This is a genomic window from Flavobacterium lindanitolerans (assembly GCF_002846575.1).
Taxonomy (GTDB): domain Bacteria; phylum Bacteroidota; class Bacteroidia; order Flavobacteriales; family Flavobacteriaceae; genus Flavobacterium; species Flavobacterium lindanitolerans.
Window position 1 is genome coordinate 1,060,896 of the sequence record NZ_PJND01000007.1, and the last position, 12,827, is coordinate 1,073,722.

Sequence of the window (12,827 nt, forward strand, 5' to 3'; positions counted from 1 at the left end):
AAATTTGCACCCGCAATCAAGCACTGCTGGCCTATGGTGTAATGGTAACACAGCTGATTTTGGTTCAGTCGTTCTAGGTTCGAGTCCTAGTAGGCCAACAAAAAACCTCTCAAATTTTGAGAGGTTTTTTTGTTTATAATCGGTTTTTATTAAATTTTGAAAGTAACGACCGGTCTTTGTGCATGGTTGACTAAGTCTTCGCTGATGCTTCCGTTGAAGAAGTGGGAAAGTCCTTTTCTTCCGTGAGTGCTCATTCCAATTAAATCGGCATTAATGCTTTTTGCAAAGTTCAGAACGCCTTTTTCCACATTCGTATCATTGTAGATATGGAAAGTATAGTCGCTAATGTCAAAATTGGAAACGAAATCCTGCATGATTTTATTGGAAACTTCAGTAGACTTGAAGCTGTTCGGAGTATTTATCATTACCAGATTGAGATGTGCGTTGAATTTTTTTGCAAATTCTACGACTTTGGCAAAAGAACCTTTTATTTCGTCTGTAAAATCAGATGCGAAAACAAATTTTTCTACGCTAAATTCTCCTTCTTCTTTTTTGATGACCAGTACAGGAATATCTGAAGAACGAACCACTTTTTCTGTGTTAGACCCGATAAACATTTCCTGGAAACCGCTGGCTCCATGAGAACCCATAACAATAAGGTCTATATTGTTTTTTTTGCTGATGTTGATAATTCCTTCGAATGTTTTTTCGAACTGTATAATTTCTGATACCGGAATCCCTTCAAGATAGCTGATGTCCATCAGGCTTTCCAGTTTTTCGATGGCCTTGTTTTTGAAAAACATGATTTCAGGAATGTCGCTTCCGGAGCCTATCGCATCACTTCCTTGTCCCGGAAGTTCCAGCATATGGAGAAGCACGATTTCTCCGTTATTTTTTTTAGCAATCTGGGCGGCAACTTTCAGGGCATATTCTGCGTGGTCAGAAAAATCGGTTGGAACTAAAATTTTTTTCATAATTTTAAGTATAAGTATGTGATTATACAGTTTGTTTTTTCTTACATAAAGGTAAGAATTTAATTTAATATGGCACAATATACTACAATGATTTTCAATATAGAAAAAAAAACACTATATTTGCAGCGTTATTTATTAAAACTTAAATAATGAGGGGACAAATAGTCCCCTCTTTTTATAAAAATATGACATTTAAGGAAAAAGTTAGTGAGTTATTAAAAGCGGGCCTGGAAGAAAAACCATCCATTTTTCTTATCGATCTTACGATAACCGATGCTTTCAAAATTATTGTTACTTTAGATGGTGATAATGGTGTAACTTTGCAAGACTGTATCGACATCAGTCGTGCTATAGAGCATAATCTCGACCGGGAAGAACAGGATTTTTCTTTGGAAGTGGCATCGGGAGGTGTTTCGGCTCCGCTGAAACTGGTAAGGCAGTATAAGAAAAACATAGGTAGGACACTACAGGTAAAGACTGCGACCGATATTATAACTGCAGAACTTGCTGATGCAAATGAGGAATTCATCACATTGGTATGGACTGCAAGAGAACCTAAAAAAATAGGTAAAGGAAAAGAAACTGTTGAAAAAAGACAGGAGATTCCGTATACTGACATAAAAGAAGCAATTGTTACAATAACATTTTAATTTAAAGAATAGGCATGGAGAATATTGCATTAATCGAGTCATTTTCAGAGTTTAAAGACGACAAGCTGATTGATCGTGTAACGCTTATGGCGATTTTGGAAGATGTGTTTAGAAATGCATTGAAGAAGAAGTATGGTTCTGACGATAATTTCGATATCATTATCAATCCTGATAAAGGCGATATGGAAATTTGGAGAAGAAGAGTTATTGTTGCCGATGAAGATCTGGATTTCGAAAATGAAGAAATTACATTGACGGAAGCAAGAAAGATCGAGCCGGATTTCGAAATTGGCGAAGAAGTTTCTGAAGAAGTAAAGTTAATTGATCTGGGAAGAAGAGCTATTCTTGCTTTGCGCCAAAATCTGATTTCAAAAATACACGAACACGATAATACGAACCTGTATAAGCAATTTAAAGATTTAATTGGCGATATTTATACTGCAGAAGTGCACCATGTTCGTCCAAGAGCCGTAATTTTGGTGGATGATGAAGGAAATGAAATTGTGCTTCCTAAAGAAAAACAGATTCCGTCAGACTTTTTCAGAAAAGGAGATAACGTTCGAGGTATAATCGAGAATGTGGAGCTAAAAGGAAATAAGCCTCAGATTGTTATGTCCAGAACATCTGAAAAGTTCCTGGAAAAATTGTTTGAGCAGGAAATCCCGGAAGTATTTGACGGGCTAATTACTATTAAAGGAGTGGTTAGGATTCCGGGCGAAAAAGCAAAAGTAGCTGTAGATTCTTATGATGATAGAATTGACCCTGTTGGAGCTTGCGTTGGTATGAAAGGTTCAAGAATTCACGGTATTGTTCGTGAATTAGGAAATGAGAATATTGATGTTATTAATTATACAACCAATACGCAATTGTTTATTACAAGAGCATTAAGCCCGGCAAAAGTTTCTTCAATTAAAATAAACGAAGAAACTAAAAGAGCTGATGTGTTCCTGAAATTGGAAGAAGTATCAAAAGCAATTGGTAGAGGCGGACACAATATCAAGCTGGCTGGTCTTTTGACCGGATATGAATTGGATGTTATCCGTGAGGGTAATATCGCTGAAGAAGAAGATGATGTTGAATTAACAGAATTCTCTGATGAAATCGATGCTTGGGTAATCGAGGAATTTGCAAAAATTGGCCTTGATACTGCAAGAAGTATCTTGAAACAAGATGTTAATGATTTAGTTAGAAGAACAGATTTGGAAGAAGAAACAATTCTTGATGTAATAAGGATTCTAAAAGAAGAGTTCGAAGACTAAACTCAGCAACAACACAACAAAAAAGGTAATAATAAAAAGATTTTATGTCTGAAGAAAGAGTAATAAGAATAAACAAGGTTTTAAGGGAATTGAATATTTCGTTAGATAGAGCCGTTGACTATCTTAAGGATAGGGGTATTGCTATTGATGCTAACCCAAACGCAAAAATATCTGATAAGGAGTATGACATTCTGCAAAGTCAATTTGCTGGCGATAAGGGGAGAAAAGAGGCTTCTAAAGAAGTTGGGGAAGAAAAAAGAAAAGAGAAAGAGGCATTGCGTATTGAAAGAGAGCGTGAGATAGAGGAAAAACGCAAACAGGAAGAAGAACGCCAACGTCAGGAAGTCATCAAAGCTAAGGCTGTATTGAGCGGTCCTAAGCAAGTGGGGAAAATCGATTTGGAGCAAAAAGCTCCGGCGACAGAACCAGCTCCAAAAGCCACTGAGCCAACTCTTGCTCCAGAAAAACCTGCTGAGCCTGTACAGGAAGTTGTTGAAAAACAAGCGGCTCCGGTTGAAACGCCAAAGCCTGTTGAAGTTTCAAAAGAAGAGGTGAAGCCTGAGGTTGTGAAGGAAGTTAAAAAAGAAACAGTTGCGCCAAAGGCTGAAAATGACCAGCCTGTTGCTGAAGAAGCGATAGCAACACAATATCAAAAATTATCAGGAACTACTTTCACGGGCCAGACAATTGACTTGTCTCAATTTAACAAGCCTAAAAAGAAGAAGGAAGATCCGAAGGCGGCTCCAAATAAGCCGGGTACTCCTGGTGCTGCGGGTGCTAATGCCAACAACAATAACAAGAATAAAAGGAAGAGAATTCCTGGTAAGCCTGGAACTCCGCAAGGAGGTGGTCAAGGTCAGCAGACCGGAAATGGTCCGCGTCCGGGAGGCAATAATGCAGGCGGTAACAACGCCAATAGAAATGCCAGACCTGGTTTCAATAAAGGTAACAGACCTGCTGTTGTGGCAAAAGTTGAGCCAACAGAAGAAGAGGTTAAAAACCAAATCAGAGAAACCCTGGAAAAACTTCAGGGTAAAGGAAATAAATCTAAGGCTGCCAAATACAGAAGAGATAAAAGAGATACGCACCGTCAGAAATCTGATGATGAGCAAAGAGCACTGGAAGAAGGAAGCAAAACAATCAAGGTAACTGAATTCGTTACTGTTGGTGAAGTTGCTACGATGATGGATGTGCCAATTACTAAAGTTATCGGTACTTGTATGGCTTTGGGTATCATGGTGACCATGAACCAGCGTCTGGATGCAGAAACATTGTCAATCGTGGCTGATGAATTTGGCTATGATGTTGAATTTATTACAACTGACATCGAAGAAGCTCAGGAAATTATCGAAGATAAAGAAGAGGACTTGGTAACAAGAGCTCCGATAGTAACGGTGATGGGTCACGTTGACCACGGTAAAACTTCCCTTTTGGATTATATCCGTAAAGAAAACGTAATTGCGGGTGAATCGGGAGGAATTACACAGCACATTGGAGCCTATGCGGTAACTCTGGATAACGGACAAAAAATTACATTCCTTGATACTCCGGGTCACGAGGCGTTTACGGCGATGCGTGCCAGAGGAGCTCAGGTAACCGATATCGCCATTATTGTGGCTGCTGCCGATGACGATATTATGCCGCAAACCAAAGAAGCAATCAGCCATGCTCAGGCAGCTGGTGTTCCAATGATTTTTGCGATTAACAAGATTGATAAGCCGGCTGCTAATCCTGAAAAAATTAAGGAACAATTGGCAGGAATGAACTTATTGGTGGAAGATTGGGGTGGAAAATACCAATCGCATGATATTTCGGCTAAAATTGGTACCGGAGTTAAGGAGCTTTTGGAAAAAGTATTGCTTGAAGCAGAAATTCTTGACTTGAAAGCCAATCCTTCTAAAGCCGCAGTCGGAACTGTTGTTGAAGCACAGTTGGATAAAGGTAGAGGTTATGTGACTACAATTCTGGTTCAGGCCGGAACATTAAGAGTAGGTGATTATGTATTGGCCGGTAAAAACCACGGTAAGGTTAAGGCTATGTATGATGAAAGAGGAAATGCCGTTAAAGAAGCGGGACCTTCAACACCAATCTCTATTCTTGGTTTGGACGGAGCGCCAACAGCGGGTGACAAGTTCAATGTTTTTGAAGACGAAAGAGAAGCGAAGCAAATCGCGGCTAAGAGAACACAGTTAATCCGTGAGCAGTCTGCAAGAACCAAGAAACATACTACCCTGGCAGAACTTGGAAGAAGAATTGCTTTAGGTCAGTTTAAAGAATTGAATATTATTATTAAAGGAGACGTTGACGGTTCTGTTGAAGCATTGGCAGATTCGTTCTCTAAACTGTCTACGGAAGAAATCGAAATCAAGATCATTCATAAAGGTGTTGGTGCGATTACTGAGACCGATGTCAACCTGGCTTCTGCGTCAGATGCGATTATTATCGGATTTAACGTCAGACCTTCCGGAAATGCAAAACAATTGGCAGAGAAAGAAGAAATCGATATCCGTAACTACTCTATCATCTATGATGCAATTGATGACCTGAAAGATGCGATGGAAGGAATGCTTTCTCCTGAAATGAAGGAAGAAATCACCGGAACTGCTGAAATTCGTGAAACGTTCAAGATTTCTAAAGTGGGTACAATTGCCGGATGTATGGTTACAGACGGGAAAATCTTCAGAAGTTCTAAAATCCGCTTAATCCGTGACGGAGTAGTTATCTACACCGGCGAACTGGCAACCTTGAAACGTTTCAAAGACGACGTTAAAGAAGTGTCGAAAGGTTATGATTGCGGTATCCAGATTAAAGGTTATAATGACATCGAACAGATGGATATTATCGAAGCCTTCCAGGAAGTTGCAGTTAAGAAGAAACTGAAATAATTAGATAAAAAAACCCGATGCGAAAGCATCGGGTTTTTTGTTTTTATCGTTTAATCTATTTGCCGGGCTTTATAAGCAGTGCGTTCGGATACTTTTTCTTTAAATCGGCCAGATTGCGTTCGGCTTCAATTTTGGTCTTAAAATTTCCAATCCATACCTTGTAGGTTGGCGTATTGAAAACAATGGTGCCATCCAGGGTTTTGAACTCTTTCTTGAAATCCTGCAGCATTTTCTTGGCGTTCTCACTATCGCCATTAAAAATCTGAATTTTATACCTTTCATTTACGGTTAAAGAAGAGTTGATTTTACGCTTTTCGTTTAGCAATTGTTCAAATTTTGGGTCTTGTGTGACCTTAATGTTTTTTTCTTGTGAATGGGCTGAAACTGTTAAAAATGCTATGAAAGAAGCGTTTAAGAATAGGGATTTCGGACTTAAAATTCTCATAATGAAGTTAATTTTGTACAAATGTAATATTTCTGTTTTTAACCAAATCTAAAAAAATTATTTAGAATTAATATAAATTGGTATTTAAGACTTATTTAAGGTTTTGAGAATAGTTCATAAGTCGTATTTTTGTGCAAGTTTTAAAGAACGTATTGAATTTTCTCGTTATTTTCTTATGAGAAAAAATCATACCAAAATTAGTCGATAATCATTTTTAAATATGAAAAAGGTGGGTAACCATAATTCGATTTCAAGAATATTACTGTTCAGTTTAGCGCTAATGCTAACATTTTCCGTTTCATCTTTTGCTCAAGATCCAGCTGCTCCAGCTGCCGAAGCCGCGGCTCCTGCTGCAGGTGCTGGCGATGTTGCTGCCGGTAAAGCGCTTTTTAATGCCAACTGTGCTGCGTGTCACAAATTAGACGCGAAGATGACAGGTCCGGCTTTGAGAGGCGTGACTGAAAGACATGACAAAAAATGGCTTCATGCCTGGATTAAAGATAGCCAGGCGATGATTAAGGCTGGTGATGCTGCTGCGGTAAAAGTTTTTAACGAAAACAACAAGTCGGTAATGACTGCATTCCCTCAGTTGTCTGATGCTGATATTGATAATATCCTGGCATATACATCTGAGCCAAAAGCTGAGCCTAAAGCTGCTGCTGGTGGTCTTTCTACTGATGGTGGAATGGAGCAAGGCGGTGTTGGTGTTTCCAACAATGTAATCCTTGGTGCGTTAGCTCTTGTTATGGCAATGTTGGTTGTGATGTTGTTCTTAGTGAACAATGTTCTTGGCAAGATTGCTAAAGCAAACGGTGTTGAGCCAATTAAGAAAGAGCCTACTATTCCAATCTGGATTGCTTTTGCCAGAAACCAATTCCTGGTTTTGGTTACTGTAATCTTCCTGATGCTAGCCAGCGGATACTTCGTATATGGTTATTTAATGCAGGTTGGTGTTGATCAGGGTTATCAGCCAATCCAGCCAATCCACTATTCTCACAAAATCCACGCCGGTGATAACGGTATCGACTGTAAATATTGCCACTCTTCTGCAAGAGTTAGTAAAACGGCAGGTATTCCTTCTTTGAATGTTTGTATGAACTGTCACAAGAATATCTCAGAAGTTGCTGAGACTACTGCAACTCCGGAACACAGTAAAGCTTTCTATGATGGAGAAATCCAAAAGCTATACGATGCGGTGGGTTGGGATAAGACAACTCAAAAATATACTGGAAAAACACAGCCTGTAAAATGGGTTAGAATTCATAATCTTCCTGACTTTGTTTACTTCAACCACTCTCAGCACGTTTCTGTTGCTGGTGTTGAATGTCAGACTTGCCACGGTCCGGTTGAAACATTTGAACTTATGGAACAACACTCACCGCTTACAATGGGTTGGTGTGTAGATTGCCACCGCAAGACAGATGTTAAGATGGAAGGTAATGCATACTACGAAAAAATCCATGCTGAGCTTGCTAAGAAGTATGGTAAAGACAAACTTACTGCCGCTGAAATGGGCGGATTGGAATGCGGTAAGTGTCACTATTAATCAATTATTAAGAAGCTAATATATATATACGATGTCATCAAACAAAAAATACTGGAAAAGTGTTGAAGAACTAAACGATAATAGTTCTATTGTTGAGACGCTCAGAAATAACGAATTCGCAGAACCAATTCCTGTGGAAGAGTTTTTAGGAGACAAAGAATCATTATCAGCAACATCAACATCACGTCGTGATTTCTTAAAATATGTAGGATTTAGTACAGCAGCAGCATCTTTAGCGGCTTGCGAAGGTCCGGTAATTAAGTCGATTCCTTACGTAGTACAGCCGGAAGAAATTATTCCTGGTGTTGCAGATTATTATGCGACAACTATGGCTGACGGATTTGATTTTGCTAACATCTTGATCAAAACCCGTGAAGGTCGTCCAATTAAAGTTGAAAACAATATTGTTGACGGAGTAAAACTTAGTGCTAATGCAAGGGTTCATGCTTCCGTTCTTTCTTTATACGACAGTACTCGTCTAAAACAGCCTAAAATTGCAAAAAAGGCCGCTTCATGGTCTGATGTTGATGCAAAAGTTAAAGCTAGCTTAAACGATGCAAAAGCAAATGGAGGTCAGGTAGTATTGCTTACAGGAACAATGGCGAGTCCATCTACTGATAAGCTGATTGCTGAATTCATTGCAAAGAATCCTTCTGCAAAACATGTAGTTTATGATGCGGTTTCTGAATCCAATGCTTTGGATGCTTTCCAAATGGCATATGGAGAAAGAGCTTTGGCAGATTATGATTTCTCTAAATCAGAAGTAATCGTTTCTGTTGGTGCTGATTTTCTGGGAGACTGGCAAGGTGGAGGATTCGACTCAGGATATGCAAAAGGACGTGTTCCGAAAAACGGAAAAATGTCTAAGCACATCCAGTTGGAGTCAAATATGTCTTTATCAGGAGCAAATGCTGATAAGCGTATACCATTGACAATTACAGACCAAAAACATGCTTTGGTTAAAATTTATAATATCATCACAGGTGCTTCTGTTGGAACTCAAAAAATTGCAAGAGAAGAAGAAGTGGTAAAAGCGGCGCAGCAGCTTAAATCGGCAGGATCAAAAGGAGTTTTGGTTTCTGGTTTGGATGATTTGAATGCACAATTGCTTGTGTTTGCTATCAACAATGCATTAAAATCGGAAGCATTCAATCCTTCCGGTGCAAGATTGACCAGAAAAGGTGATGCTAAAGCAGTTGCTCAATTAGTAGCTGATATGAAAGCAGGTAATGTTCATACATTGATTATGAATGGTGTAAACCCGGTTTACACACTTGCGGCTTCAAAAGATTTTGCTGAAGGCTTGAAGAAAGTAAAATTATCAGTAGCCTTCTCTTTGAAAGAAGACGAAACTGCTGTTCTTTCAACAATTGCCGCTCCGGCTCCTCACTACCTGGAATCTTGGGGAGATGTTACAATTTCTAAAGGGAATTACAGCATCATGCAACCAACGATTCGTCCATTATTCGATTCAAGACAATTCCAGGAAGCTATTTTGCTTTGGTCTGATAATTCAACTTCTTACTACGATTACCTAAAAGCTGTCGGTTCTTCAATTGCTTCAGGAACAACCTGGAACAAACTGGTTCACGATGGTGTTTATGCTACGCCTGTAACTGCCGTTTCTGGTGGTAATGCAGATTATGCTAAAGCAGCTTCTGATTTGGCTCAGGCTAAAAAACTAGGTGAATTTGAATTGGTTCTTTATACTAAAACAGGAATGGGAGACGGCCAGCAGGCTAACAACCCATGGTTACAGGAATTCCCGGATCCGATTACGCGTGTTTCATGGGATAACTATGTAACTGTTTCAAGAGCTGATGCTGAAAAATTAGGGGTAGAAAACTACAACGTGGCAAACGGAGGTTTGAACGGAAGTTATGTTTCTATCGAAGTTGGTGGAGCGAAACTGGAAAAAGTTCCTGTTATCATCCAGCCAGGTCAGGCAGTAGGAACAATTGGTGTTGCTTTAGGTTATGGCCGTAAAGAATCATTAAAAGAAGAAATGCAGGTAGGTGTTAATGCCTACACATTATATGCAGGCTCAAATGCAAATCAAGGCGCGAAAGTTGCTAAAGTTAGCGGTGATCACGAATTTGCCTGCGTTCAGTTGCAAAGAACATTGATGGGAAGAGGAGATATTCTTAAAGAAACGACTCTTAGCGTATTCAATGACCCTAAAGTGGATGCCAGCGTATGGAACCCGGCTCCAATGGTTTCGTTAGACCACAATCCTGTTAAGGCAAATACAGTTGACTTATGGGATTCGTTTGACAGAACAATCGGACACCACTTTAAATTATCTATTGACTTAAATTCATGTACAGGTTGTGGTGCTTGCGTCATTGCTTGTCATGCTGAAAATAACGTTCCTGTTGTAGGAAAAGCTGAAGTTAGAAGAAGCCGTGATATGCACTGGTTGCGTATTGACAGATACTATTCTTCTGAAGAGACTTTCGCAAAAGACAACGAGAAAAAAGAAGGATTCGAAGGATTGTTCGGAGATAAAGGTTCTCTTGGAGGATTTGGAGAAATGGAACACCCTTCAGATAACCCTCAGGTAGCATTCCAGCCGGTAATGTGTCAGCACTGTAACCACGCTCCTTGTGAGACTGTTTGTCCGGTTGCTGCAACATCACACGGTCGTCAGGGACAAAACCACATGGCTTACAACAGATGTGTTGGAACCCGTTACTGTGCTAACAACTGTCCGTACAAAGTACGTCGTTTCAACTGGTTCCTGTACAACAAAAACTCTGAATTTGATTTCCACATGAATGACGATTTAGGTCGTATGGTATTGAACCCGGATGTAGTTGTTCGTTCAAGAGGGGTTATGGAAAAATGTTCATTCTGTATCCAGTCAACTCAAGCTGTCATCTTGAAAGCGAAGAGAGAAGGAAGACCGGTTAAAGAAGGTGAATTCAATGATGCTTGTGCTTGTTCTGCAGCATGTACTTCAGGTTCGATGGTGTTTGGAGATGTAAATGAGAAAGAAAGTCCTGTTGCTAAATTAGAGCAAGACCCAAGAATGTATCATTTGCTAGAACATGTTGGAACAAAACCTAATGTATTCTATCACGTAAAAGTTAGAAATACCTAGTCATAAATAATTAATTAAGAAACAAGATAAAGGATTATGTCGTCTCATTACGAAGCACCCATTAGAAAACCTTTAGTTATAGGTGATAAATCTTATCACGATGTAACAGTAGATGTAGCTGCACCTGTTGAAGGGAAAGCCAACAAACAATGGTGGATTGTATTTTCAATCTCCCTAGTCGCATTCCTTTGGGGATTAGGCTGTATCATATATACTATCTCTACTGGTATCGGTTCATGGGGATTAAATAAAACAATTGGATGGGCTTGGGATATCACTAACTTCGTTTGGTGGGTTGGTATCGGTCACGCTGGAACGCTGATTTCCGCAGTACTTTTATTATTCCGTCAAAAATGGAGAATGGCGATTAACCGTTCTGCAGAAGCAATGACCATCTTCTCGGTTGTTCAGGCGGGTCTTTTCCCAATCATCCACATGGGTCGTCCATGGTTAGGATACTGGGTATTGCCAATTCCAAACCAGTTCGGGTCACTTTGGGTTAACTTTAACTCACCGTTGCTTTGGGACGTATTCGCGATTTCTACGTATCTTTCTGTATCATTGGTTTTCTGGTGGACAGGTTTACTTCCGGATTTCGCAATGCTTAGAGACAGAGCAATCACTCCTTTCACAAAAAGAATTTATTCTATCCTGAGCTTCGGTTGGAGCGGTAGAGCAAAAGACTGGCAACGTTTCGAAGAAGTTTCTTTGGTTCTTGCAGGTTTGGCAACGCCACTTGTACTTTCTGTACACACAATCGTATCTTTTGACTTCGCAACATCCGTAATTCCAGGATGGCATACTACAATCTTCCCTCCGTACTTCGTTGCAGGAGCGGTATTCTCAGGATTCGCAATGGTAAACACCCTGCTTATCATCATGAGAAAAGTTTCTAACCTTGAAGCTTATATCACACTACAACATATCGAATTGATGAACATTGTAATCATGATTACAGGTTCTATCGTAGGTGTGGCTTATATCACTGAGTTGTTCGTTGCATGGTATTCAGGTGTTGAATACGAACAATATGCATTCCTGAACAGAGCTACAGGTCCTTACGCTTGGGCTTACTGGGCGATGATGACATGTAACGTATTCTCTCCTCAGTTCATGTGGTTCAAAAAATTAAGAACAAGTATCATGTTCTCTTTCGTTATCTCGATTGTGGTAAACATCGGTATGTGGTTTGAGCGTTTCGTAATTATCGTAACTTCATTGCACAGAGATTACCTTCCATCTTCTTGGACAATGTTCTCACCAACATTCGTTGATATTGGAATATTTGTCGGAACAATCGGTTTCTTCTTTGTATTATTCTTGTTATATGCTAGATCTTTCCCTGTGATTGCTCAAGCAGAGGTTAAGACAATCTTGAAATCTTCTGGAGAAAACTATAAAAAACAAAGAGAAGAAAATAAACATTCACACCATGAGTAATAAAGTTATATACGCTATTTATAATGATGATGACGTGCTTATGGATGCCGTTAAGAAAACACGTGCAGCTCATCACCATATTGAAGAAGTTTTCACGCCTTTTCCAGTTCACGGATTGGACAAAGCAATGGGAATATCTCCAACCCGATTAGCAATCTGTGCTTTCTTATACGGATTAGTAGGTCTTTCTGTGGCAACAACAATGATGAACTACATCATGATTTCTGACTGGCCTCAGGATATCGGTGGAAAGCCAAGTTTCAGCTATATCGAAAACATGCCGGCTTTCGTCCCGGTTATGTTCGAGATGACTGTTTTCTTTGCTGCCCACTTAATGGTAATCACATTCTACATGAGAAGTAGATTGTGGCCATTCAAAAAAGCAGAAAACCCGGATGTAAGAACTACAGACGATCACTTTTTGATGGAAGTTGCAGTTCATGGAGACGAGAATGAATTAGTTGCATTCTTTCAAAATACTGGAGCAGTAGAAGTTAAAGTAATAGAAAAGCATTAAGAGTAGAT

At 39.6% G+C, this 12,827-nt stretch carries 9 protein-coding genes and 1 tRNA gene; 8 read left to right on the top strand and 2 right to left on the bottom strand.

Annotated features, from left to right (window positions below):
• Positions 1 to 27: 27 nt before the first annotated feature.
• Positions 28 to 98 (top strand) — tRNA-Gln (locus B0G92_RS04675).
• Positions 99 to 149: 51 nt separating this feature from the next.
• On the opposite strand, the gene B0G92_RS04680 is transcribed toward B0G92_RS04675, so the two are convergent.
• Positions 150 to 974 (bottom strand): universal stress protein, encoded by an 825-nt coding sequence (locus B0G92_RS04680; RefSeq protein ID WP_101472026.1) that lies wholly within the window; start codon positions 972 to 974, stop codon positions 150 to 152.
• A 185-nt stretch (positions 975 to 1,159) separates the two neighbouring features.
• On the opposite strand from B0G92_RS04680, the gene rimP reads away from it, so the two are divergent.
• From rimP to infB, 3 genes are read left to right on the top strand one after another with little or no spacing between them, the layout of a single operon-like run.
• The gene (gene rimP / locus B0G92_RS04685; RefSeq protein WP_082482170.1) at positions 1,160 to 1,624 is read left to right on the top strand and encodes a ribosome assembly cofactor RimP; all 465 of its coding nucleotides are present in this window, start codon (positions 1,160 to 1,162) and stop codon (positions 1,622 to 1,624) included.
• 14 nt (positions 1,625 to 1,638) lie between these two features.
• The gene (gene nusA, locus B0G92_RS04690) at positions 1,639 to 2,883 is read left to right on the top strand and encodes a transcription termination factor NusA (RefSeq protein WP_056068041.1); all 1,245 of its coding nucleotides are present in this window, start codon (positions 1,639 to 1,641) and stop codon (positions 2,881 to 2,883) included.
• 44 nt (positions 2,884 to 2,927) lie between these two features.
• On the top strand, positions 2,928 to 5,768 hold the full coding sequence (gene infB, locus B0G92_RS04695) for a translation initiation factor IF-2 (protein WP_056068043.1): 2,841 nt from the start codon (positions 2,928 to 2,930) through the stop codon (positions 5,766 to 5,768).
• A 55-nt stretch (positions 5,769 to 5,823) separates the two neighbouring features.
• Here the strand turns inward: infB and B0G92_RS04700 are convergent, their stop codons facing one another.
• On the bottom strand, positions 5,824 to 6,213 hold the full coding sequence (locus B0G92_RS04700; RefSeq protein ID WP_056068045.1) for an SPOR domain-containing protein: 390 nt from the start codon (positions 6,211 to 6,213) through the stop codon (positions 5,824 to 5,826).
• 220 nt (positions 6,214 to 6,433) lie between these two features.
• Between B0G92_RS04700 and B0G92_RS04705 the strand changes: the two genes are divergently transcribed.
• From B0G92_RS04705 to B0G92_RS04720, 4 genes are read left to right on the top strand one after another with little or no spacing between them, the layout of a single operon-like run.
• A complete protein-coding gene (locus B0G92_RS04705; protein ID WP_101471254.1) occupies positions 6,434 to 7,759 on the top strand; it encodes a c-type cytochrome in 1,326 nt (441 codons plus the stop codon).
• A gap of 31 nt (positions 7,760 to 7,790) precedes the next feature.
• Positions 7,791 to 10,862 carry a TAT-variant-translocated molybdopterin oxidoreductase gene (locus B0G92_RS04710; RefSeq protein ID WP_101471255.1) on the top strand — a complete coding sequence of 1,024 codons (3,072 nt, stop codon included), beginning with the start codon at positions 7,791 to 7,793 and terminating at the stop codon, positions 10,860 to 10,862.
• 36 nt (positions 10,863 to 10,898) lie between these two features.
• Positions 10,899 to 12,302 (top strand): NrfD/PsrC family molybdoenzyme membrane anchor subunit, encoded by a 1,404-nt coding sequence (gene nrfD / locus B0G92_RS04715; protein ID WP_056068052.1) that lies wholly within the window; start codon positions 10,899 to 10,901, stop codon positions 12,300 to 12,302.
• Entirely contained in the window at positions 12,295 to 12,819 is a 525-nt protein-coding gene (locus B0G92_RS04720) for a DUF3341 domain-containing protein (protein ID WP_056068054.1), read from the top strand. The genes nrfD and B0G92_RS04720 overlap by 8 nt, the downstream gene beginning before the upstream one ends.
• Positions 12,820 to 12,827: the final 8 nt, after the last annotated feature.

Bases quoted from the DNA above. Each gene is read 5' to 3' on its own strand.
- B0G92_RS04680 (WP_101472026.1), bottom strand. From the start codon at position 974: ATGAAAAAAATTTTAGTTCCAACCGATTTTTCTGACCACGCAGAATAT.
- rimP (WP_082482170.1), top strand. From the start codon at position 1,160: ATGACATTTAAGGAAAAAGTTAGTGAGTTATTAAAAGCGGGCCTGGAA.
- nusA (WP_056068041.1), top strand. From the start codon at position 1,639: ATGGAGAATATTGCATTAATCGAGTCATTTTCAGAGTTTAAAGACGAC.
- infB (WP_056068043.1), top strand. From the start codon at position 2,928: ATGTCTGAAGAAAGAGTAATAAGAATAAACAAGGTTTTAAGGGAATTG.
- B0G92_RS04700 (WP_056068045.1), bottom strand. From the start codon at position 6,213: ATGAGAATTTTAAGTCCGAAATCCCTATTCTTAAACGCTTCTTTCATA.
- B0G92_RS04705 (WP_101471254.1), top strand. From the start codon at position 6,434: ATGAAAAAGGTGGGTAACCATAATTCGATTTCAAGAATATTACTGTTC.
- B0G92_RS04710 (WP_101471255.1), top strand. From the start codon at position 7,791: ATGTCATCAAACAAAAAATACTGGAAAAGTGTTGAAGAACTAAACGAT.
- nrfD (WP_056068052.1), top strand. From the start codon at position 10,899: ATGTCGTCTCATTACGAAGCACCCATTAGAAAACCTTTAGTTATAGGT.
- B0G92_RS04720 (WP_056068054.1), top strand. From the start codon at position 12,295: ATGAGTAATAAAGTTATATACGCTATTTATAATGATGATGACGTGCTT.